Source organism: Streptomyces sp. 147326 (genome assembly GCF_045000215.1).
Lineage (GTDB): Bacteria > Actinomycetota > Actinomycetes > Streptomycetales > Streptomycetaceae > Streptomyces.
On record NZ_CP134201.1, the window covers coordinates 3,659,906 to 3,680,773 of the forward strand.

A 20,868-nucleotide genomic window follows, 5' to 3' on the forward strand; every position below is an offset into this window, starting at 1 on the left:
CAACAACACCCTCGACCGGCTGGAGCGCTCCGACAACCGGCAGCGGCAATTCACCGCGGACGCCTCCCACGAGCTGGAGACGGTGCGGAACTTCCTGGGCGTCCCGGTCGATCACTTCGCCGAGCTGAACCTGGCCGGTTTCCACCACCTCGCCGACGCGCTGGGCGGCGTACCGGTGTGCCTGAACAAGGCGGTGAAGGACAAGTACTCCGGCGCCGGCTTCCCGGCGGGCCCGCAGACGCTCGACGGCCGGCAGTCCCTGGCCTTCGTGCGCCAGCGGCACGGCCTCGACATGGGCGATCTGGACCGGACGAAGCGGCAGCAGGCCTTCCTCGCGGGCGCGACGAAGAAGCTGAACTCGGCCGGGACCTTCACCGACCCGACGAAGCTGATCAGGCTGATCGACGCCGCGAAGAAGGACGTGGTCACGGACGAGGGCTGGGACCTGCCGGCGTTCGTGAAGCAGGCCAAGAACCTGTCCGGGGGGGGGAAGGTGCACTTCACGACGCTTCCGATCGAAGGCTTCGGAAGGAACCATGGGGAGGACATCAACGTCGTAGATGATATGAAGATAAAGCGCCTCATTACCGAGCAGATCGGACCGAAGGCTTCCCCCGGCCCCGGCGCACCGTCCTCACCCCCGTCCTCGCCGGAGGCGGCACCCCCGCCGCCCTCCTCACCGCCCTCCCCGTCCGCCCCCAAGGACGGTGGCGGCATCCCGTGCGTGGACTGAAGCCCCTGACCTCGGCGGGCGCCCGCCGCCGCACGGAGGCGCTGCTGCTGGCCTTCGTCATCGCCATCGCGGTCTTCGGCCACGTCGCCGCGGGCCTCGCCATGAACGACGAGCTGCCGCCCAACCTCGCCGGCTTCACCATCAGCATGACCCTGCTGTCGCTGGTGGGGCACTTGGGCGTGCGCCGTTTCGCGGCCTACGCGGACCCGCTGATCCTCCCCCTCGCCATGCTGCTGACGGGGCTCGGGCTGGTGCTGCTGCACCGCCTCGACCAGGGCTACATCGAGCGCTACAACTCGGACGCGAACGCCCCCGGGCAGCTGATGTGGACGGTGGTCGGGGTCGCCGCCTGCCTCCTGGTGCTGGCGCTGCTGCGCGACCACCGGCTGCTGCAGCGGTTCATCTACATCACGATGGCCGTCGCGCTGGTGCTGCTGATCGCGCCGGCCTTCTTCGGTGCGGACACCTACGGCGCGAAGCGCTGGATCAAACTCTTCGGATTCTCGCTGCAGCCCGGCGAGTTCGTGAAGATCATGATCGCGGTCTTCTTCGCCGGGTACCTGGTCATCCACCGGGACTCGCTGGCGCTCACGGGCCGCAGGTTCCTGGGCATGCGGCTGCCGCCGATGCGCCAGCTGGGTCCGATCGTCACGGTGTGGATCGTCTCGATGCTGGTGCTGGTCTTCGAGCGCGACCTGGGCACCTCGCTGATCTTCTTCGGCGTGTTCGTGGTGATGCTGTACGTCGCCACCGAGCGCACCAGCTGGATCGTCTGCGGCCTGGTCATGGCCTCGGCCGGCGCCTTCGTCGTCGGGTCGACGGAGCCGCACGTCAAGGCGCGCGTGGCGGCGTGGCTCAACCCGCTGTCGTACTACTGGGAGAACCGGCCGCCGGGGGTCACCTCGGACCAGTCGGCGCAGGCGCTGTTCAGCTTCGGCACGGGCGGCGTCTCCGGAACCGGCCTGGGCATGGGCCACCCCGAGCTGATCGCGTTCGCCGGGCGCAGCGACTTCATCCTGACCACGGTGGGCGAGGAGCTCGGCCTGGCCGGAGTCATGGCCGTCCTGATCCTCTACGCACTCCTCGTGCAGCGGGGGCTGCGGATGGCGCTCGGCGCCCGCGACCCCTTCGGCAAGCTGCTGGCGGTCGGCCTGGCCTCGGCGCTGGCCCTGCAGGTGTTCGTGGTCGCGGGCGGCGTGACGGGCTTGATCCCCCTGACCGGCAAGGCACTGCCCTTCCTGGCCAAGGGCGGCTCGTCCCTCCTGGCCAACTGGATCATGATTGCCCTGCTCCTGCGCATCAGCGACAGCGCGGAACGCCAGCGCGAGGCGGACGCCCGCGGTCCGGTGGAGACCACGATCACCCCGGTGGTGCGGGTGGAGAGCGGCGCCCGCGGCTAGAGGTAGTCCTCCAGGCGGCCTATGCGGTAGCCCTGTTCCTGGATCCGCTGCAGCATGCGCGCCGTCATCTGGGTCTCCGTCGCGCCCTTGAGCTCTGCCGGGCCGCGGAAGTGGGCCAGGATGATGTCGCCCGGGCGGAGGGCGGAGCCCTCGGCGTACTGGAAGTTGTTGATCTGCATCGACACCCGCCACAGGACCAGGGACGAGACACCGCACTCCGAGGCGGCCCGGAGGGTGTCGTCGTTGTAGTTGCCGAAGGGCGGGCGGAAGAGCGGCGGGCGCGTGCCGAAGCGCTTCTCCAGACGCTCCTGCTGGCCGCATATCTCCTTCTTCTGCCCCTCGAAGGGCAGGGTCCGGAGGTTCGGGTGCGACAGCGTGTGGTTGTTTATCGTGCTCGCCGAGCCGTTGTCGCGGAGCTTCTCGAAGTGCCCGTAGTCCGAGGCGGCCACGTTGTCTGTGAGGAACATGCTGATCGGCAGTTTGAGATCGGCCGCCATCTTCAGGAACTCGGGGTCCTTCTCCGCGCCGTCGTCGAAGGTCAGGAAAACCGTCTTCTCCCCGGCCGGGACGGGTATTCGGTCGACCACCGGGACCTTGCCCGGGGCCGCCTTCGGTATCTGCGGCTTCTGGGCGGGCTTCGGCGCGAAGGAGAGGGGGGCCGTCAGGCCCCACTTCTTGTACGCCTCGTCAGAGGCGGACCCCGGGGCCGACGGTGTCCCCGACGGACCGGCGGAACCGGCGTCCGCCGGCAGCTTCGACTCCGGCGTCCCCTGCGTCTCCTGCGTCTTGCGGCCCAGTCGTTCGGTGGGGTCCGCGCTGTCCCCGCACCCCGTCAGGGACAGCGCGAGCGCGCCGGCCGCCAGCGTTCCGGCTACCAACCGGCGCGCGTGCTTCACAGATAATCCTCCAGGCGAGCCACGGCGTATCCCTTGTCCGTGACGGTCTTCATGACATGACGGATCATGTCAGGCATCGTGCCCTTCCAGTCCTCCTTGCCGCGGAAGTGCGTGAGGATGATGTCACCGGGGTGCAGGTCCCGGTCCCACTCGCGGTAGTCCATGCGGTTCGTGAACGCCTCGGCGTTCCACAGCGGGACGGCCTTGATGCCGCAGGACTTGGCCGCGCGCAGCGTGTCCTGGTTGTAGTTGCCGTACGGCGGCCGGAAGAGGGTCGGCCGCTTGCCGAACTGCTTCTGGATGGTGTCCTGCTGACCGCAGATCTCCTCGCGCTGCTGCTCGTACGACAGGCCCGGCATGTAGCGGTGGTTGAGCGTGTGGTTGTTGAGCGTGACCCCCGCGGCCTGCATCTGCTTGAAGTACGGGTAGTTGTCCCGCACGACGTAGTCGCTGAGGAAGGCCGTGTACGGGATCTTGAGCTCCTGCATCATCTTCAGGAACTCGGGGTCCTTCTCCGAGCCGTCGTCGATCGTCAGGAAGACGACCTTGTCCTCGGTCGGGACGGTGGTGAAGACGTGGGGGTACTCCTCCTGGTCCTCCACCTCGAAGCCGTCCCGCGTGGTGATCTCGGGCTTCTCCTTCGGCGCGGGCGGGGCGGTGAGCGGGGTCTTGCGCAGGCCCCACTTCTTCGCCGCGACGACGCGCGCCTGCTGGGCCGCCTTGGCCTTCTCGGCGGCGCTGAGCGCACCCGCGGCGCCCGCCTCGGCGGCCTTGGCAGCCTTCTCCTTCGCGGCCTTGTCCGGCCCGGAGTCCCCGGATCCGCAGGCCGTTCCGAGGGCGGCGACGAGCAGGGCTGCGACGGCCACCCCGAACCGGCCGCGCGGACCTGCCGCGTACCGGTGACCCTGTTGCGACTTATTTCCTTTTTGTCGTACTAGCTGCATAGCAGCGCATCCTGGCACCCGACACACGGGCTCCCCGGAAGACACCGCGAACGCGGTCCCACCTTCCTTCGACTGGCCCACACCGTCCGGGTCCGGCCCGTCGCCGACAATGGACCCGTGACCCCCGAAGACTTCGCCGCCCTCCTCACCCCCGAGGGCCGCGCCCTCCTCGACTCGCTCCGGGACTACGACCCCGCCCAGGAGCTGGCCGTGGCCACCCGGCTGCGCCGCGAGCACCCCGCCGGGCTGGTGTCCGCCGCGCTCGGGCAGGCCGGGCTGCGGCAGCGCGCGGTGGCGAAGTTCGGCGCCGAGGACGCCTTCCGGATGTACTTCACGCCCGGCGGCGGCGAGATGGCCACCCGCGCGTCCGTGGCCTCGTACCGGGCGGAGCGGCTCGCGGCCCTCGGCGTGCGCAGCCTCGCGGACCTGTGCTGCGGCATCGGCGGCGACGCCCTCGCCCTGGCCCGGCTCGGCATCCGGGTGCTCGCGGTGGACCGCGACCCGCTGACGGTCGCCGTCGCGCGGGCCAATGCCGGGGCGCTGGGGCTGGCGGACCTGATCGAGGTCCGGGAGGCGGACGTGACCGAGGTGGACACCTCCGGCTACGACGCCGTCTTCATCGACCCGGCCCGGCGCGGGGGGCGCGGCCGGGTCTTCGACCCGGAGTCGTACTCGCCGCCGCTGTCCTGGGCCGTCGCCACCGCCCGTACGGCGAAGTACGCGGCCGTCAAGATCGCCCCCGGGATCCCGCACGAGGCCGTGCCCGAGGAGGCCGAGGCCGAGTGGATCTCCGACCAGGGTGACGTCAAGGAGGCGGTGCTCTGGTTCGGAACCGCCCCCGGAACCGTGCGCGCCACCCTGCTGCCCGGGCCGCGCGAGCTGCGGACCGCCGATCCGCTGCCCGATCCGCCGGCCGGCCCGGTCGGCCGCTGGCTCTACGAGCCCGACGGCGCCGTCATCCGCGCCCACCTGGTCGCCGAGGTGGCCGAGCAGCTGGACGGCCGGCTCATCGACCCGACCATCGCCTACATCACCGCCGACGAGCTGCGCGCGACCCCGTACGCGACCGCGTACGAGATCACCGACGTGCTGCCCTTCGGCCTGAAGAAGCTGAAGGCCCTGCTGCGCGAGCGCGGGGTCGGCGTCCTGACCGTGAAGAAGCGCGGCTCGGCGATCGAACCGGAGGAGCTGCGCAGGAAGGTCAAACCACAGGGCCCGAACGCGGCGACGGTCTTCCTGACCCGCGTGGCGGGCGCCCCGTCCATGCTGATCGGCCGTCCCGCCGTGCCGCCTGCGGCGCTGCCCGAGCAGTGACTTCCCGCGCGGCCGCGGCCCGGCGACGGGCAGCGCCGACGCGGCGCACGCGACGGCCCGGCACCCGGCGCAGCGCATGTGGCGGGCCCGACCGGCGGAGCCGGCGCGGGCCGGAGCCGGCGGCCTTCGGTCCCCGGGCTACGCCGTGCGGGCCGGGCGGACGGCGCGCAGTGCCCAGCGGTAGTGGGCGGCCGCCTTGGCGGCGCCCAGGAGGGCGGTGATCCACAGGATCATGCCCAGGCCCATGTAGTACGCGACCTCGCCGTACGTGTCCTCGCCCGGGCGGGCCGTCAGGGCGACGCCGAAGGTCACCCACAGCCCGGCCGCGCCCAGTACGAGGGAGGCCAGCAGCCAGGTCAGGCTCCGGCCGGGCGCGCGCATCCGGGCGTCGGCGGCCGGGTCCCGGCCCGCCTCGGACCACGCGCACAGCAGCCGCCGCACCTCGCGGTCGCGCCGGGCGCCCCAGGCGAACCAGAAGCCGGCCGGGACCAGCACGCCGGCGCCCACGACGAGGAAGACGAGTCCGAGGACGAAGGAGACCGGGTCTCCCGCCTCGAAGGCCACCAGGGCCATGCCGACGAAGGACCAGCCGAGGGCGAAGACGGCCGCGACGGCCCAGAGCAGCAGCAACCGCCCGATGCCCAGGCTGCGTTGACCCAGGTCGTGCAGGAAGCGCGCACGGTCGGCCCGTACGGTGTCCTCGTCCAGCCAGGCGCGCAGGTGCGCGGGCGGCGGCGGGGGCGGCAGGTCACGGCTAGGCATGCACATGACCATATCCGCAGCCCGGGACCCCTCCCGGACCGGGCGGGCGCGGTCAGCCCCCGTCGACCTCCACCGACTCGAACCGCCAGCGGTGCACGGCCCGCGTGATCAAGTCGGCCGCGGGCTCGGGCAGTTCGGGGAGTTCCGCCGACACCCCTTCGGCCGCCTCCCACCACGTGATCACGAGCACCCGGTCCTGCGGGGCCCGGAACACCTCGCGGCGCACCGGCTCCCGGGCGAGGACCTGGGCCCGGGCCCACTCCAGGAGTTCGTTGCCCCGGCCGTCGGCGGCCCGGGCCTCCCACATCAGCGCGACGGTGCTCATGAGTACAGGTTGTCCTTGCTCAGCTCGTGCACGTGGTCATGGTCATGGGCGTGCCCGTGGCCGTGACCGTGCCCGTGGACGCCCGGCACGTGCGGGTCGGTCACCGGCAGCGAGGAGTCCGCCGACAGGTCCCAGTCGGAGGGGGCCCGGTTCCGCTTGACCATCTCCGCGCCCAGCGCCGCCACCATGGCGCCGTTGTCCGTGCACAGCTTCGGCCGCGGCACCCGCAGGACGATCCCCGCGTCGTCGCACCGCTCCTGCGCCAGCGACCGCAGCCGGGAGTTGGCGGCCACACCGCCGCCGATCATCAGGTGGTCGACGCCCTCGTCCTTGCACGCCCGGATCGCCTTGCGCGTCAGCACGTCCACCACGGCCTCCTGGAAGGACGCCGCCACGTCGCGCACCGGCACCTCCTCGCCCGCGTTCCGCTTCGCCTCGATCCAGCGGGCGACGGCCGTCTTCAGCCCGGAGAAGGAGAAGTCGTACGCCGCGTCGCGCGGCCCCGTCAGCCCGCGCGGGAAGTTGATCGCCTTGGGGTCGCCCTCGCGCGCGAGCCGGTCGATGACCGGACCGCCGGGGAAGCCCAGCTGCAGCACGCGCGCGATCTTGTCGAAAGCCTCGCCCGCCGCGTCGTCGATGGTCGCGCCGAGCGGCCGTACGTCGGAGGTGATGTCGGGGGCCAGCAGCAGCGAGGAGTGCCCGCCGGACACCAGCAGCGCCATCGTCGGCTCCGGCAGCGGCCCGTGCTCCAGCTGGTCCACGCAGATGTGCGAGGCCAGGTGGTTCACCCCGTAGAGCGGCTTGCCCAGCGCGTACGCGTACGCCTTGGCCGCCGAGGTGCCCACCAGCAGCGCCCCCGCGAGGCCCGGCCCGGCCGTGACCGCGATGCCGTCGAGGTCGCGGGCGCTGACCCCGGCCTCCTTCAGCGCGCGCTCGATGGTGGGGACCATCGCCTCCAGGTGGGCCCGCGAGGCCACCTCGGGCACGACGCCGCCGAAGCGCGCGTGCTCGTCGACGCTCGACGCGATGGCGTCCGCGAGGAGGGTCGTGCCACGGACGATGCCGACGCCGGTCTCGTCGCAGGACGTCTCGATTCCGAGGACGAGCGGTTCGTCAGCCATTGCTCTCACTGCTCTCAGTTCGTGCTTGTGCGGGGTCGGTCAGTCGCATGACGAGCGCGTCGACGTTGCCGGGCTGGTAGTAGCCGCGCCGGAAGCCGATGGGCTCGAAGCCGAAGCGCTCGTAGAGCTTCTGGGCGCGGGTGTTGTCCACCCGCACCTCCAGCAGCACCTCGGCGCATTCGAACGCGGTGGCGGCGCGCAGCAGGTCGGTGAGGAGCCGGGCGCCGAGCCCGGTCCCCCACTGGTCGCGGGCGGCCGCGATGGTCTGTACGTCGGCCAGGTCGCCGGCGGCGGCCAGCCCGGCGTATCCCACGAGCCGCCCCGACGCGTCCTCCGCCACGACGTAGCGGCGGGTGGCCTGCGGGCCGCGGGCGTGGGCGAGCTCGGACCAGAACATCCCGGCGGACCAGGCGTCCTCGGGGAACAGCTCGTGCTCCAGTTCCAGCACGGGCCCGATGTCCCACCAGCGCATCTCGCGCACGGTGTGCGGGGTCGCCGGGGTCACTGCGGGGTGACCACCTTGTAGTTCTTGGGGACCTGCGCGTCGGGCCGGCGCAGGTAGAGCGGGGTCGGAGGCAGGAACTCGGCCCCCGCCGCCAGTCGTTCCGCGGCCAGTGAGGCCAGCGCGGCGGCGGACTGGTGCTCGGGGCCGCGCGCGTCCGGGAACACCTCGGGGTACAGGAGCGCGCCCTGACCCACCGCGGGCACCCCCGCGACCTGCTCGGCGATGTCGGCCGGGCGGTCCACGGCGGGCTCTCCGACGCGCGTGCGCGGGTCCTCGTACCGGGCCCAGTAGACCTCCTTGCGCCGCGCGTCGGTGGCCACGGTGAAGGGGCCCTCGATCCCGGCGGCGCCGGCGGCGTACGCCAGGCCGTCGAGCGTGCACAGGCCGTGCACGGGCACGCCCAGCACGGCGGCGAAGGTGGTGGCGGTGACGAGGCCGACGCGGAGCCCGGTGTAGGGGCCGGGGCCGACCCCGACGACGATGCCGGTGAGGGCGTCGAGCTTCAGGCCGGCCTCGGCGAGCACCTGGTCCACGGAGGGCAGCAGCAGCTCCCCGTGGCGGCGGGCGTCGACCTGGTTCGACTCGGCGAGGACGGACTCGCCGTCGTGCAGGGCGACGGTGACGGCGGGCGTGGCGGTATCTACAGCGAGCAGGAGCACGCGAACAGCCTACGACTCCGGCGGCCGCGCCCCTTGCGGACGGTCGGAAAGGAGGGCGGCTGCTACCTTTCGACCGAGGGATCACTGAGGTATCGGTCGAGCCGTCGGCCGAACTGTCGGTCGAGGTGTCGGTCAGCGCGGAGAGGTGGAGCAAGGTGGCACGCAGCAGCTCGGGAATCGTGGCCGGGCTCACCATCGCGGCAGTGGCCGCGGTCGGCTTCCTCGGCTACCAGGCCTCCGCCACGGCTCCGCCGCGCCCCCCGAAGGCGGCCCCGCAGAACGCGGCCCCCGCTCCGAGCCAGCCCGCCGCCAAGCAGGACCCGGCGAAGCCGGTGCCCGTGCCGGAGGGATCCGGCACCGGGACGCGCGTCGTCTACTCGGTGGGCCAGAAGCGGGTGTGGCTGGTGGGCGACGCCGCGCAGGAGCCGAAGTCGTTCACGGTGATGCCGAGCACGGTGCACCCGAAGGCGGGCAGCTACCTCGTCGGTTCGCGCTCGGGCTCGGTCACCGGCTCGGACGGCGTGCCGATCGAGCACGTCGTGCGGTTCGCCACCGCCGAGGGCGTGGCGGTCGGCTTCAGCGCCCGCCTGGACGGCGCGACGCCGGCCCCCGACGCGGCCAAGAAGACCGGCGGGATCCGCATGACGCGCGCCGACGGCGACGCGATGTGGGCCTTCGCGACGATCAACTCGAAGGTCGTCGTCGTTCCCTGACCGGGACGCCCGCGCTTCACCCGTACGTGCGACTCAGGCCGCTTCGGATTCCGGAGCGGCCTCTTCGCATGCGCCGTCCTCGGGCGCGCCCGGTACGCGTTCGCGGGCGGGCGGCGTCGAGACGGCTGTGGCGGCCACTCCGGCGGCGAGCAGCGTCCGCATGGAGACGACGGACGGGCGGGGATCGCGCTGTGCTCCTGCTGGTGCCGACATGACTGCCTCCTGGACCCCGGGACACCGAACTTAGGCATACCTAAGAAACTCTCGGTACCATGTCACCACGGGGGCTGCCACCAGCGCAATATCTTGCCGACGAGTTGTCGGCACGTTTACTCCGAGAGGGCACCGGCCAGGGAGTCCAGCCCGGCTCCGGCGGTCCAGCGCGCCCCGACCCCGCGCACCGAGACCTCGCGGACGTCGTCCAGCACCTCCTCGTGGCCGACCGCGCGCGCGATCACCACGTGCAGACGGTCGTCGGAGAGCTCCTCCACCTTGCCGTCGCCCCACTCCACGACGACCACGGACTCGGGCAGCGAGACGTCGAGGTCCAGGTCCTCCATCTCGTCCAGCCCGCCGCCCAGGCGGTACGCGTCCACGTGCACCAGCGCGGGCCCGCCGGTCAGCGAGGGGTGCACGCGGGCGATCACGAAGGTCGGCGAGGTCACGGCCCCGCGCACGCCCAGGCCCTCGCCCAGGCCGCGGGTGAGCGTGGTCTTGCCCGCTCCCAGCTCACCCGTCAGCAGGACGAGGTCGCCGGGACGCAGCAGGGCTGCGATCCTGCGGCCCAACTCCTGCATCGCGTCCGGCGAACCGACGGTGATCCGGGTCTCGGTGCTGTCCTCGGCCTCAGGTGCCGGTGCCTGGCTGCGCTGGGCTTCCAGCGGTACTTCTTCCATGCGCGCCAACGTTAGTCGGTGTGGGGAGCGGGACCGCGCCGGTCTGCGCCAGCAGCCCGGTGAGCAGCCGCGTCACGGTCTCCGGGCGCTCCAGCATCATCAGGTGCCCGGTGGACTCCAGGACCACGAGGTCGGCGCTGGGCAGCACCTCCTTGATGGCCACGCTGTGCCCGGGCGGGGTGATCATGTCCTTGTCGCCGGCGATGACGGTGACCGGGATGTCCGCGAACAGCCGGAGCGCGGCCGTCTTGTCGTGGGTCTGGAAGGCCGGGTAGAACTCGGCGACCACGTCGATCGGGGTGGCCTCGATCAGCCGCTCCGCGAAGCGCGTGACGCCCGGGTCCACGTCACGGGAGCCGAACGAGTACATCTTGATCATGCCGGCGAACAGGTCGGCGGTGGCCCGGCGGCCCTTCTCCACCAGCTCCACCTGTGAGCCGAGCGCCTTGAGCACGCCCGGCAGGATCCGTCGCACGGCACCCACCCCGACGGACGGCAGCCCGTACGTCACCTCGCCGAGGCGGCCGCTGGAGGTCCCGACCAGGGCCACGCCGACCACGCGCTCGCGCACGATGTCGGGGAACTGCTCGGCGAATCCCATGATGGTCATTCCGCCCATCGAGTGACCCACGAGGATCAGCGGACCCTCGGGGGCGGCGGCGTCGATGACGCTCTTCAGGTCACGGCCGAGCTGCTCCATGGTCAGCGGCTCGCCGTCCGCCTGGGCGAGGCCGCGCGCACTGCGGCCGTGGCTGCGCTGGTCCCAGTAGACCGCGCGGACCATTCCGCGCAGGGCCGCGCGCTGGAAGTGCCAGGAGTCCTGGCTGAGGCAGTAGCCGTGGCAGAAGACGACGGTGGCCGGGGGCGCGGCCTTGCGCCGCAGCCGGCGCCGCTTGCCCTCCTCGGGCAGCTCCTCGACCTCGTAGTAGAGCTCGGTGGCGTCCTCGGCCCGGCAGGTCCCCTCGGTGCCGCGCAGGGCGCCGTAGTCCCCGGCGGCGTCGAGTGCGAGGCGCGCCTTCCTGCGCATGCCGCGCCCGACGGTGATCCGTTCGACCGCGACACCGGCCGCCGCGCCAGCGGCTATCACGCCGATGGCGGCGCCGGCCCAGCCGGCCTTGCGCCAGTTCTCGCTCACGCCGCCGCCCTCACTCCGCTCGCTCAGCCGCCCAGGTACACCCGGGGCACACGTCCACCGATACGGGTGACGATCTCATACGCGATCGTGTGCGCCGCTTGTGCCCAGTCCTCGGCGGTGGGTTCACCACGTTCCGCGTCGCCGAAGATGACGGCTACGTCGCCGGCGCGGGCGTGGTCCGCACCCAAGTCGACCACGAACTGGTCCATGGCGACGCGCCCGGCGACCTGGCGGATCCGGCCGGCGACGAGCACCGGCCCGTGCCCGGAGGCATTGCGCGGGATGCCGTCGGCGTAGCCGGCCGGGATCAGCGCGAGGCTCGTCTCGGTCCCGGTGACGTAGTGGTGGCCGTAGCTGACGCCGTGCCCGGCGGGGACGGTCTTGACCAGCGCGAGGGAGGCCTTGAGGGTCATCGCGGGCCGCAGGCCCAGCTGGGCCGGCGTGCCGAGTTCGGGCGCGGGCGAGACCCCGTAGAGGGCCAGCCCGCAGCGCACCAGGTCGAAGTGGGACTCGGGCAGGGTCAGGGTGGCCGGCGAGTTGGCGATGTGCCGGACCTCGGGCTCGACGCCCTCCTTCTCGGCGTACGAGAGCATGTCGCGGAAGGCGGCGAGCTGCAGCTGGATGGAGGGGTGGCCGGGCTCGTCGGCGCAGGCGAAGTGCGACCAGACCCCGGTGACCTGGACGGTCCCCTCGGCCTGCGCGGCGACGGCCGCCCCGACCAGCGCCTCCCAGTCGGCGGGCTGGCAGCCGTTGCGGCCGAGGCCGGTGTCGGCCTTGAGCTGGATCCGTGCGGTGCGGCCCGCGGCGCGGGCGGCCTCGCGCACCTCGTCGAGGGCCCACATTCCGCTGACGGACACGTCGATGCCGGCCTCGACGGCCTCCCGCCAGGGCCCGCCGGGGGTCCAGAGCCAGCACATGATCCGCCCCTCGATCCCGGCGGCGCGCAGCGCGAGCGCCTCCTCGGGGGTGGCGGTCCCGAGCCAGGTGGCGCCGGCCTCCTGGGCGGCCCTGGCGCAGGCCAGGGCTCCGTGCCCGTAGGCATTCGCCTTGACCACGGCCATCAACTCGGCCCGGGGCGCCCGCTCGCGCAGTGCGCGCACGTTCTCCCGTACGGCGTCAAGATCGATCTCGGCGTACACGCGCGTCGGTGTCTCGTTCATCGCCCCCAGTCTCTCAGAACCCCCACCGTGCCCTGCCGGTCAGCCTCGCCGGGCGAATCCAGCCCCGCCGGCGATTGAGGCGCGGGGTCCGGGGCCGGCCCCGGCAACGGCGCCGCGCGTGGTCACGAGCGGCTGGCGTTGCGCCACGCAGCGGGGAGGGCCTCGGCCAGTTGGTGGGCCAGGAGGGGGCCGCCGGTGAGCCTGGCCGCCAGGCCGTGGAGGTACGCCGCCACCGACCCGGCGTCCGCGCCGGACAGCCCGCCCGCCAGGAGCGACCCGGCCAGCCCGGACAGCACGTCCCCGCTCCCCGCCGTGGCCAGCCACGAACTCCCCGTCGGATTCACCCGCACGGCGCACCCGCCGGAGGCGACCAGCGTCGTCGACCCCTTCAGCAGCACCGCCGCCCCGTACCCGGCCGCCAGCCTCCGCACCGCCCCCAGCCGCCCCGCCTCCACCGACTCCCGCGACACCCCGAGCAGCGCCGCCGCCTCCCCCGCGTGCGGGGTCAGCAGGGTCGGGGCCGTCCGGGCCCGCAGCAGCTCCGCGTCCAGACCGCGCAGCCCGTCCGCGTCGACCAGCACCGGCACATCGTCCGCCAGCAGGTCCGCGACCTCCCCGGCGCGCCCCTCCCCCAGTCCGGGCCCGGCCACCCACGCCTGCACCCGTCCGGGCCCGATCAGCGTCTCCGGGTACCGCGCGAGCACGGCCTCCGCCGCCGGCCCCACGTACCGCACCGCACCCGCACCGCCCCGCAGCGCTCCCGCCACGGCCAGTACGGCCGCCCCCGGGTACTGCGCGGAGCCGGCGACGATCCCGACCACGCCCCGCCGGTACTTGTCGCTCGACGCCGTCGGCACCGGCAGCAGCTCCGCCACGTCGGCGTGCTGCAGGGCCTCCACCTGCGGCGACGGCAGTTCCAGCCCGATGTCCACCAGCCGCACCACCCCGGCCCGCGAGGCCCCGGGGTCGATCAGCAGACCGGGCTTGTACGCGCCGAAGGTCACCGTCACGTCAGCCGTGACGGCCGGCCCCGCCACCTCCCCGGTGTCCGCGTCCACCCCGCTCGGCAGGTCCACGGCCACCACCGGGACCCCCGGCGGGATCCGTTCCACCAGCGCGGCCGCCGCCGGCCGCAGCCCGCCCCGCCCGCCGATCCCGAGCAGCCCGTCGAGTACGAGGTCCGCCCGCTGCGGAACGGCCTCCTCGACCCGGCCCCCGGCGGCCCGCAGCGCGGCGAGCCCGCCCGCGTGCATCCGCTCGGGGTCCATCGGCACCGCCGTCACCGCGGCCCCGCGCCGGGCGAGCCGCGCCCCGGCGTAGAGCGCGTCGCCCCCGTTGTCGCCGGGCCCGACCAGCAGCACGACCCGGGACCCGTACACCCGTACGAGCAGTCCCGCGCACACGGCGGCCAGTCCGGCCGCCGCCCGCTGCATCAGGGCTCCTTCGGGCAGCCGGGCCATCAGCTCCCGCTCGGCGGCCCGTACGGTCTCCACGCTGTAAGCAGTACGCATGGCACCAGCCTGCCCGACGGCAGGCGCTATCCCTCGGCGATCACCACGGCGGAGGCGACGCCGGCGTCGTGGCTCAGCGAGATGTGCCACGACTTCACGCCCAGCGCCAGCGCCCGCGCCTCCACCGTCCCCGACACCCGCAGCCGCGGCTGCCCGCTGGCCTCCACGTACACCTCGGCGTCGGTCCACAGCATCCCGGCGGGCGCGCCGAGCGCCTTGGCCAGCGCCTCCTTGGCGGCGAACCGCGCGGCGAGCGAGGCGGTCCCGCGCCGCTCACCGCTCGGCAGCGTCAACTCGGCGTCGATGAACAGCCGCTGCGCGAGGCCCGGCGTGCGCTCCAGCGCCGCGCTGAACCGTTCGATCTCCGCCACGTCGATCCCGACGCCGATAATCACGTCCCACAGCTCCAGCCAGGTCACTACTCCACGGTCACGGACTTTGCGAGGTTACGCGGCTGGTCCACCTCGTTACCCCGCGCCGTCGCCAGTTCGCACGCGAAGACCTGCAAGGGCACCGTCGCCACCAGCGGCTGGAGCAGCGTCGGCGTCGCCGGGATCCGGATGAGGTGGTCGGCGTACGGGACCACCGCCTCGTCGCCCTCCTCCGCGATCACGATGGTCCGCGCCCCGCGCGCCCGGATCTCCTGGATGTTCGACACGATCTTGTCGTGGAGGACCGACCGGCCGCGCGGTGACGGGACGACCACCACCACCGGCAGGTCCTTCTCGATCAGGGCGATCGGCCCGTGCTTGAGCTCGCCCGCCGCGAAGCCCTCGGCGTGCATGTACGCGAGCTCCTTGAGCTTGAGCGCGCCCTCCAGCGCCACGGGGTACCCGACGTGACGGCCGAGGAACAGCACGGTGTTCTTGTCGGCGAGGGAGCGCGCGAGCTGCCGTACCGGCTCCATGGTCTCCAGTACGGTGTCCACCGCGGCGGCGATGTCCGACAGTTCGCGGATCACCGCCTGGATCTCGTCGCCCCACTTCGTGCCGCGCACCTGCCCGAGGTACAGCGCCACGAGATAGCAGGCGACCAGCTGCGTCAGGAACGCCTTGGTCGAGGCGACGGCCACCTCGGGACCGGCGTGCGTGTAGAGCACGGCATCCGATTCGCGCGGGATCGTCGAGCCGTTCGTGTTGCAGACGGCCAGCACCTTCGCCCCCTGCTCGCGCGCGTGCCGGAGCGCCATCAGGGTGTCCATGGTCTCGCCGGACTGCGAGATCGCGACCACGAGCGTCCGCTGGTCCAGGATCGGGTCGCGGTAGCGGAACTCGCTCGCCAGCTCCGTCTCGCACGGGATGCGGGTCCAGTGCTCGATGGCCAGCTTCGCGATCATGCCCGCGTGGTACGCCGTACCGCACGCCACGATCACGACCTTGTCGACCTCCCTGAGCACCGAGACGGGGATCCGCACCTCGTCCAGGGTCAGCGAGCCGCTCGCGTCGATCCTGCCCAGGAGCGTGTCGGCGACGGCCTTCGGCTGCTCGGCGATCTCCTTGAGCATGAAGTAGTCGTAGCCCCCCTTCTCGGCCGCCGAGGCGTCCCAGTCCACGTGGTACGCCCGCACGGACGCGGGCGAACCGTCGAAGTTGGTCACCGTGACCCCTTCGCGGCGCAGTTCCACGACCTGGTCCTGGCCCAGCTCGATCGCGGACCGGGTGTGGGCGATGAACGCGGCCACGTCCGAGGCGAGGAAGTTCTCGCCCTCTCCGACGCCCACCACCAGGGGGGAGTTCCGGCGCGCGCCGACCACCACGTCCGGGTCGTCGGCGTGCACGGCGACCAGCGTGAAGGCGCCCTGCAGGCGCCGGCACACCTGCCGCATGGCCTGGGCGAGGTCGCCGGTCGCCGCGAAGTGCTCGGCCAGCAGGTGCGCCACGACCTCGGTGTCCGTGTCGGAGTCCAGCCGGTGGCCGCGCCCGGCGAGTTCGGCCCGGAGTTCGGCGAAGTTCTCGATGATGCCGTTGTGCACGACGGCCACCCGCCCCGAGTTGTCGAGGTGCGGATGGGCGTTGACGTCGGTGGGCCCGCCGTGGGTCGCCCACCGGGTGTGTCCGAGTCCCGTGGAGCCGGCCGGCAGCGGGTGCCCGGCCAGTTCCTTCTCCAGATTGACGAGCTTGCCGGCCTTCTTGGCGGCCGCCAGGCTGCCGTCGGCGAGCACGGCGACCCCTGCCGAGTCGTAGCCGCGGTACTCCAGTCGCTTGAGTCCGGCGATGACCACATCGAGCGCAGACTGCGCTCCCACGTAACCCACAATTCCGCACATAGGCCGCAGCGTACGCCGTAGTTGGCCGTCTGCCCCGTACCTGAACAAGACGAAAACCCCGCCCCGGCGAATGGGCCGGAGCGGGGTCGACGTCGGGTCGGGCGGGGCTCAGCCGAGCTTCTTCACCTGCGCGGCCACGATGGCGGTCGGCTTCTCCGCGACGCCCAGGGCCGACGCGGTGTGGGTGGCGAGGGTGTTGCCCTTGCGGACGAGGACGGTCTCGGTCGTGACCTTCGTGCCCTCCACAGCGGCCTCCAGCGTGAGGGCGAGCGCCTCGTCGCCACCGGTGGCGGTGCCGGACACCACCTTGTCGATCTTGGTGGTCTCGCCCTCCATCGTCAGCGTGAAGCCGCCCGCGCACGCGGTGGCCGCGGCCTTGACGGCCGCGAAGGCCTCCTCCGCGCCCTTGCCCTCGTACGAGGCGAGGGTGACCGAGGTCCGGGTGCCGGCGAGGGCCTTGAGGCCTGCGGCAGCCGTGTCCTCCGGGCTGGCGCCTTCCTTGGGCATGGCGACGGCCTTGGTCCGCGCCACACCGGCGGCCGTACCGACGATGGCCGTGCCCTGAGTCTTGACCACGGGCAGGCACTCGGCCTTGTCACCGGAGGCGGCCTCACCGAGAGCCACCTCGTCCTTCGGGACGGCGGTGAACAGGTGGTCCGCCAGCTCGGCCTTGGTCACGAGCAGGGCGGACAGCTCGGCGTCCGTCTTCGCCTTGGCGGCCGGGGCGGCCGGCGAGGACGCGGCGGCCGACGGCTTGGCATCGGCCTTGGTGCCGGCCTTGTCGGAGCCGCAGGCGGTGGCCAGCAGGGCCAGGGACACCGCGGACGCGGTCAGGACGGTACGACGGACAAGAGCGGTACGCACGAAAGATCTCCCCCATGGAGCAACGACAGCAGGGCAGCGCGAAAGGTCCTCAGCGCTGCGGTGATCAACAATGTACGGGCCGTTAGATCGGCCGATCGGGGTTTTCCGCGACGGCCCCCGATCGTGATCAGGGCGAGACTCCCTTTGCCCCGAATCGATACCGGCCCCGCCACAACCCCCGGCCCGGCCCTCCCCCGGCCCCCGCGCACGTGACCGACCACACCACCCACAAGCGCCCCCGAGCCCCGACAATGGCGGTGTGATCACTTCGCCGCCACGAAGCAGCACGCCGGACGACGCAACGGAGCGACGCGGCCGGGAGGGGCACCCCACGCGCCCCGCCCACCGCCGGGGCCCCGACGCGTCGCCTTACGTCGACCTCACCCGGGCCGAGTGGAGCGCCCTGCGCGAGCGGACCCCGCTGCCGCTGACCGCCGACGAGGTGGAGCGGCTGCGCGGCCTCGGCGACGTCATCGACCTCGACGAGGTCCGCGACGTCTACCTGCCGCTCTCCCGCCTCCTCAACCTCTACGTCGGCGCCACCAGCAACCTCCGCGGCACCCTTAACACCTTCCTCGGCGACGCGGGCAACGGCCACGGCGCCCAGCAGGGCACGCCCTTCGTCATAGGGGTCGCCGGTTCGGTCGCCGTCGGCAAGTCCACCGTGGCCCGCCTCCTGCAGGCCCTCCTCGCCCGCTGGCCCGAGCACCCGCGCGTGGAGCTGGTCACCACCGACGGGTTCCTGTACCCGATGAAGGAGCTCCAGCGGCGCGGGCTCACCTCCCGCAAGGGCTTCCCGGAGTCCTACGACCGCCGCGCGCTCACCCGCTTCGTCGCCGACATCAAGGCCGGGAAGGACGAGGTCAGGGCCCCGGTCTACTCGCACCTGATCTACGACATCGTCCCCGGCGAGGAGCTCGTCGTCCGCCGCCCGGACATCCTCATCGTCGAGGGCCTCAACGTGCTCCAGCCGGCCCTCCCCGGCACGGACGGCCGCACCCGCGTCGCCCTCGCCGACTACTTCGACTTCAGCGTGTACGTGGACGCGCGCCCCGAGGACATCGAACGCTGGTACCTCAACCGCTTCCGGAAGCTGCGCGAGACCGCCTTCCAGAATCCTTTCTCCTACTTCCGCAAGTACACCCAGGTCTCCGAGGAGGAGGCCATGGAGTACGCGCAGACGATGTGGCGGACGATCAACAAGCCCAACCTGCTGGAGAACGTGGCGCCCACCCGCGGCCGGGCCACCCTCGTCGTCCGCAAGGGCCCGGACCACAAAGTGCAGAAGCTGAGCCTCCGCAAGCTCTGAAAGTTACTCTGCGGGCATGCTGCATCTGCGGATGATCACCCCGCACCACCTCACGGAGCAGGTGGTGGAGCTGATCGACAACACGGTCGGCACCACCCACCTGGTCGTGCTGACCGGCGCCGCCCGCGACCCCGAAGGCGATCTCGTGCTGTGCGACGTCGCCCGCGAGGCGGCCGACGAACTCCTCCAGGAGATGCGCGGGCTCGGCATCGACAAGAGCGGGTCCATCGCCGTGGAGAACATCGACCTGTCCATCTCCAGACGGGCCGACGACGCGGAGGCCGAGGCGCCGGGCGAGGCCGCGGACGCGGTGATCTGGGAGCAGCTGGCCGAGGCCACCCACGAGGAGTCCACCCTCACGATCACCTACGCCGTCTTCATGATCGTCGCAACGATGATCGCGGCCTGCGGCGTGGTGCTGGACAACGCGATCCTGATCGTGGGCGCCATGGCGGTCGGCCCCGAGTTCGGGCCGCTCGCCGGCATCTGCACGGGCCTGGTGCAGCGCCGGCCGCGGCTCGCCGGGCGTTCCCTCATCGCCCTGGTGACCGGCTTCGCGGCGGCGATCGTGGCGACGACGGTCTTCAGCCTGGGGATGGACGCGCTCGACCTGTTCCACGAGGGCATGCTCGACGACCCCCGGCCGAACACCAGCTTCATCTGGCAGCCCGACCCGTTCTCCTTCGTCGTGGCGCTGCTCGCCGGCGTGGCCGGCATGCTGTCGCTGACCTCGGCGAAGGCCGGTGCGCTGGTCGGGGTGGCGATCTCCGTCACCACCGTCCCGGCGGGCGCCAATGCCGCCGTGGCCCTCAGCTACGGGGACTTCCCCCAGATGTGGGGCTCGGCCGCCCAGCTGGCGCTCAACCTGGGCGGCATCATCCTCTCCGGCACGCTCACCCTGATCGCCTGGAAAATGCTGTGGCGCACCCAGCAGAGCCGGATGATCCGGAAGCCGGGTGCGCCAGGCGTGGCGAACGGCGGGGGTTAGCCCAGCGCCGACTTCACGACGTCAGCGAGCCGGCCGGCGACCGCGCGGGCCTGCTCGATGTCGGCGGCCTCGACCATCACCCGTACGAGCGGCTCCGTACCGGAGGGCCTGAGCAGCACCCGTCCGGTGGTGCCCAGCTCGCGCTCGGCGTCGGCCACGGCCGCCGCCAGCTCCGCGGAGGTGGTGACCCGGGACCTGTCCACGTCGGGGACGTTGACCAGCACCTGCGGCAGCCGCTGCATGACGCCCGCCAGCTCGGCGAGGGACTTGCCGGTGGCAGCGACGCGCGCCGCCAGCAGCATGCCGGTCAGCGTGCCGTCACCGGTCGTCGCGTGGTCGAGGATGATCACGTGGCCGGACTGCTCGCCGCCGAGCGCGTAGCCGTGCTCCTTCATCGACTCCAGCACGTACCGGTCGCCGACCCCGGTCTGTACGACCTGGATGCCCTCGCCCTCCATGGCCAGCTTGAAGCCCAGGTTGGACATCACGGTGCCGACCACGGTGTTCTCGCGCAGCTGGCCGGCCTCGCGCATGGCCAGCGCCAGCACCGCGAGGATCTGGTCGCCGTCGACCTCCGCGCCCGAGCCGTCCACGGCCAGGCAGCGGTCGGCGTCACCGTCGTGCGCGATGCCGAAGTCGGCGCCGTGCTCGACGACGGCCGCCTTGAGCAGGCCGAGGTGGGTGGAGCCGCAGCCGTCGTTGATGTTCAGGCCGTCCGGCTCGGCGCCGATCGTGATGATCTCCGCACCGGCCCGGGCGAAGGCCTCGGGCGAGACGTACGCGGCCGCGCCGTGCGCCTCGTCCAGGACGATCTTCAGGCCGTCGAGGCGGTTGGGGAGGACGCCGATGAGGTGGGCGACGTACTTCTCGAAGCCCTCGGTGTAGTCGGAGACGCGGCCGACGCCGGAGCCGGTGGGCCGGTCCCAGGGGGCGCCGGTGCGGTGCTCCTCGTAGGTCGACTCGATGCGGTCCTCCAGCTCGTCGGCGAGCTTGTGGCCGCCGCGCGCGAAGAACTTGATGCCGTTGTCGGGCATGGCGTTGTGGCTGGCGGAGAGCATCACGCCGAGGTCGGCACCCAGCGCACCGGTGAGATACGCCACCGCCGGGGTGGGCAGCACACCGACGCGCAGGACGTCCACGCCCGCGCTCGCGAGGCCGGCCACGACGGCGGCCTCGAGGAATTCGCCGGAGGCCCGGGGGTCCCGGCCGACCACGGCCGTCGCCCGGTGGCCCGCGAAGGTGCCCGCTTCGGCCAGTACGTGGGCAGCCGCCACGGAGAGGCCGAGCGCGAGCTCCGCCGTCAGATCCGCGTTGGCAACGCCGCGTACACCGTCCGTCCCGAAGAGTCGTCCCACTGTTGTCCTCCC

22 protein-coding genes are annotated in these 20,868 nt (G+C 72.5%); 6 read left to right on the plus strand and 16 right to left on the minus strand.

Annotated features, from left to right (window positions below):
• Window positions 1-82 precede the first annotated feature (82 nt).
• Window positions 83-733, plus strand: a complete 651-nt coding sequence (locus RIU97_RS16140) for an LCP family protein (RefSeq protein ID WP_404962854.1) — start codon at window positions 83-85, stop codon at window positions 731-733.
• Window positions 721-2,133, plus strand: coding sequence for an FtsW/RodA/SpoVE family cell cycle protein (locus RIU97_RS16145; protein WP_404957400.1), 1,413 nt, complete (start codon window positions 721-723; stop codon window positions 2,131-2,133). The genes RIU97_RS16140 and RIU97_RS16145 overlap by 13 nt, the downstream gene beginning before the upstream one ends.
• On the opposite strand, the gene RIU97_RS16150 is transcribed toward RIU97_RS16145, so the two are convergent.
• On the minus strand, window positions 2,130-3,029 hold the full coding sequence (locus tag RIU97_RS16150; protein WP_404957402.1) for a polysaccharide deacetylase family protein: 900 nt from the start codon (window positions 3,027-3,029) through the stop codon (window positions 2,130-2,132). The two genes, RIU97_RS16145 and RIU97_RS16150, sit on opposite strands and share 4 nt — an antisense overlap.
• Window positions 3,026-3,895, minus strand: a complete 870-nt coding sequence (locus RIU97_RS16155) for a polysaccharide deacetylase family protein (protein WP_361760623.1) — start codon at window positions 3,893-3,895, stop codon at window positions 3,026-3,028. The genes RIU97_RS16150 and RIU97_RS16155 overlap by 4 nt, the downstream gene beginning before the upstream one ends.
• Before the next feature lie 195 nt (window positions 3,896-4,090).
• Between RIU97_RS16155 and RIU97_RS16160 the strand changes: the two genes are divergently transcribed.
• Complete coding sequence (locus RIU97_RS16160; protein WP_404957405.1) at window positions 4,091-5,287, plus strand: THUMP-like domain-containing protein; 1,197 nt, start codon at window positions 4,091-4,093, stop codon at window positions 5,285-5,287.
• A gap of 138 nt (window positions 5,288-5,425) precedes the next feature.
• Here the strand turns inward: RIU97_RS16160 and RIU97_RS16165 are convergent, their stop codons facing one another.
• From RIU97_RS16165 to tsaB, 5 genes are read right to left on the minus strand one after another with little or no spacing between them, the layout of a single operon-like run.
• Complete coding sequence (locus tag RIU97_RS16165; protein ID WP_404957408.1) at window positions 5,426-6,049, minus strand: hypothetical protein; 624 nt, start codon at window positions 6,047-6,049, stop codon at window positions 5,426-5,428.
• Window positions 6,050-6,101: 52 nt separating this feature from the next.
• Window positions 6,102-6,374, minus strand: coding sequence for a hypothetical protein (locus RIU97_RS16170; RefSeq protein WP_319727499.1), 273 nt, complete (start codon window positions 6,372-6,374; stop codon window positions 6,102-6,104).
• Window positions 6,371-7,495: a tRNA (adenosine(37)-N6)-threonylcarbamoyltransferase complex transferase subunit TsaD gene (gene tsaD, locus RIU97_RS16175; RefSeq protein WP_404957410.1), complete on the minus strand. Its 1,125-nt coding sequence runs from the start codon at window positions 7,493-7,495 to the stop codon at window positions 6,371-6,373. The genes RIU97_RS16170 and tsaD overlap by 4 nt, the downstream gene beginning before the upstream one ends.
• A complete protein-coding gene (rimI, locus tag RIU97_RS16180; protein ID WP_030710386.1) occupies window positions 7,488-7,967 on the minus strand; it encodes a ribosomal protein S18-alanine N-acetyltransferase in 480 nt (159 codons plus the stop codon). Before rimI ends, tsaD begins: the two co-directional genes overlap by 8 nt.
• Before the next feature lie 29 nt (window positions 7,968-7,996).
• Window positions 7,997-8,659 carry a tRNA (adenosine(37)-N6)-threonylcarbamoyltransferase complex dimerization subunit type 1 TsaB gene (gene tsaB, locus RIU97_RS16185; protein WP_327415826.1) on the minus strand — a complete coding sequence of 221 codons (663 nt, stop codon included), beginning with the start codon at window positions 8,657-8,659 and terminating at the stop codon, window positions 7,997-7,999.
• A gap of 155 nt (window positions 8,660-8,814) precedes the next feature.
• Here tsaB and RIU97_RS16190 point away from each other — a divergent pair, with 155 nt between their 5' ends.
• Window positions 8,815-9,372, plus strand: a complete 558-nt coding sequence (locus RIU97_RS16190; RefSeq protein WP_404957413.1) for a hypothetical protein — start codon at window positions 8,815-8,817, stop codon at window positions 9,370-9,372.
• 33 nt (window positions 9,373-9,405) lie between these two features.
• Here RIU97_RS16190 and RIU97_RS16195 read toward each other — a convergent pair whose 3' ends face one another.
• The 8 genes from RIU97_RS16195 to RIU97_RS16230 form a co-directional block, all read right to left on the minus strand.
• A complete protein-coding gene (locus RIU97_RS16195) occupies window positions 9,406-9,585 on the minus strand; it encodes a hypothetical protein (protein WP_361760648.1) in 180 nt (59 codons plus the stop codon).
• Window positions 9,586-9,701: 116 nt separating this feature from the next.
• Complete coding sequence (tsaE, locus tag RIU97_RS16200) at window positions 9,702-10,268, minus strand: tRNA (adenosine(37)-N6)-threonylcarbamoyltransferase complex ATPase subunit type 1 TsaE (RefSeq protein WP_383577451.1); 567 nt, start codon at window positions 10,266-10,268, stop codon at window positions 9,702-9,704.
• On the minus strand, window positions 10,219-11,430 hold the full coding sequence (locus RIU97_RS16205) for an alpha/beta fold hydrolase (RefSeq protein ID WP_404962855.1): 1,212 nt from the start codon (window positions 11,428-11,430) through the stop codon (window positions 10,219-10,221). Before RIU97_RS16205 ends, tsaE begins: the two co-directional genes overlap by 50 nt.
• Window positions 11,427-12,563, minus strand: coding sequence for an alanine racemase (gene alr, locus RIU97_RS16210; RefSeq protein ID WP_404957416.1), 1,137 nt, complete (start codon window positions 12,561-12,563; stop codon window positions 11,427-11,429). The genes RIU97_RS16205 and alr overlap by 4 nt, the downstream gene beginning before the upstream one ends.
• A gap of 122 nt (window positions 12,564-12,685) precedes the next feature.
• The gene (locus RIU97_RS16215) at window positions 12,686-14,074 is read right to left on the minus strand and encodes an NAD(P)H-hydrate epimerase (protein ID WP_404957418.1); all 1,389 of its coding nucleotides are present in this window, start codon (window positions 14,072-14,074) and stop codon (window positions 12,686-12,688) included.
• 26 nt (window positions 14,075-14,100) lie between these two features.
• Entirely contained in the window at window positions 14,101-14,469 is a 369-nt protein-coding gene (locus tag RIU97_RS16220) for a holo-ACP synthase (RefSeq protein ID WP_404962856.1), read from the minus strand.
• A 23-nt stretch (window positions 14,470-14,492) separates the two neighbouring features.
• Complete coding sequence (gene glmS, locus RIU97_RS16225; protein WP_404957420.1) at window positions 14,493-16,340, minus strand: glutamine--fructose-6-phosphate transaminase (isomerizing); 1,848 nt, start codon at window positions 16,338-16,340, stop codon at window positions 14,493-14,495.
• Window positions 16,341-16,448: 108 nt separating this feature from the next.
• On the minus strand, window positions 16,449-17,204 hold the full coding sequence (locus RIU97_RS16230; protein ID WP_404957422.1) for a hypothetical protein: 756 nt from the start codon (window positions 17,202-17,204) through the stop codon (window positions 16,449-16,451).
• A gap of 259 nt (window positions 17,205-17,463) precedes the next feature.
• On the opposite strand from RIU97_RS16230, the gene coaA reads away from it, so the two are divergent.
• Entirely contained in the window at window positions 17,464-18,513 is a 1,050-nt protein-coding gene (gene coaA, locus RIU97_RS16235) for a type I pantothenate kinase (RefSeq protein ID WP_404957425.1), read from the plus strand.
• Window positions 18,514-18,529: 16 nt separating this feature from the next.
• Window positions 18,530-19,501 (plus strand): DUF389 domain-containing protein, encoded by a 972-nt coding sequence (locus tag RIU97_RS16240; RefSeq protein WP_404957427.1) that lies wholly within the window; start codon window positions 18,530-18,532, stop codon window positions 19,499-19,501.
• On the opposite strand, the gene glmM is transcribed toward RIU97_RS16240, so the two are convergent.
• Window positions 19,498-20,856 carry a phosphoglucosamine mutase gene (glmM, locus tag RIU97_RS16245; RefSeq protein ID WP_404957429.1) on the minus strand — a complete coding sequence of 453 codons (1,359 nt, stop codon included), beginning with the start codon at window positions 20,854-20,856 and terminating at the stop codon, window positions 19,498-19,500. The two genes, RIU97_RS16240 and glmM, sit on opposite strands and share 4 nt — an antisense overlap.
• Between the last annotated feature and the right edge of the window lie 12 nt (window positions 20,857-20,868).

Bases quoted from the DNA above. Each gene is read 5' to 3' on its own strand.
- RIU97_RS16165 (WP_404957408.1), bottom strand. From the start codon at position 6,049: ATGCCTAGCCGTGACCTGCCGCCCCCGCCGCCGCCCGCGCACCTGCGC.
- RIU97_RS16170 (WP_319727499.1), bottom strand. From the start codon at position 6,374: ATGAGCACCGTCGCGCTGATGTGGGAGGCCCGGGCCGCCGACGGCCGG.
- tsaD (WP_404957410.1), bottom strand. From the start codon at position 7,495: ATGGCTGACGAACCGCTCGTCCTCGGAATCGAGACGTCCTGCGACGAG.
- rimI (WP_030710386.1), bottom strand. From the start codon at position 7,967: ATGCGCTGGTGGGACATCGGGCCCGTGCTGGAACTGGAGCACGAGCTG.
- RIU97_RS16195 (WP_361760648.1), bottom strand. From the start codon at position 9,585: ATGTCGGCACCAGCAGGAGCACAGCGCGATCCCCGCCCGTCCGTCGTC.
- tsaE (WP_383577451.1), bottom strand. From the start codon at position 10,268: ATGGAAGAAGTACCGCTGGAAGCCCAGCGCAGCCAGGCACCGGCACCT.
- alr (WP_404957416.1), bottom strand. From the start codon at position 12,563: ATGAACGAGACACCGACGCGCGTGTACGCCGAGATCGATCTTGACGCC.
- RIU97_RS16215 (WP_404957418.1), bottom strand. From the start codon at position 14,074: ATGCGTACTGCTTACAGCGTGGAGACCGTACGGGCCGCCGAGCGGGAG.
- glmS (WP_404957420.1), bottom strand. From the start codon at position 16,340: ATGTGCGGAATTGTGGGTTACGTGGGAGCGCAGTCTGCGCTCGATGTG.
- RIU97_RS16240 (WP_404957427.1), top strand. From the start codon at position 18,530: ATGCTGCATCTGCGGATGATCACCCCGCACCACCTCACGGAGCAGGTG.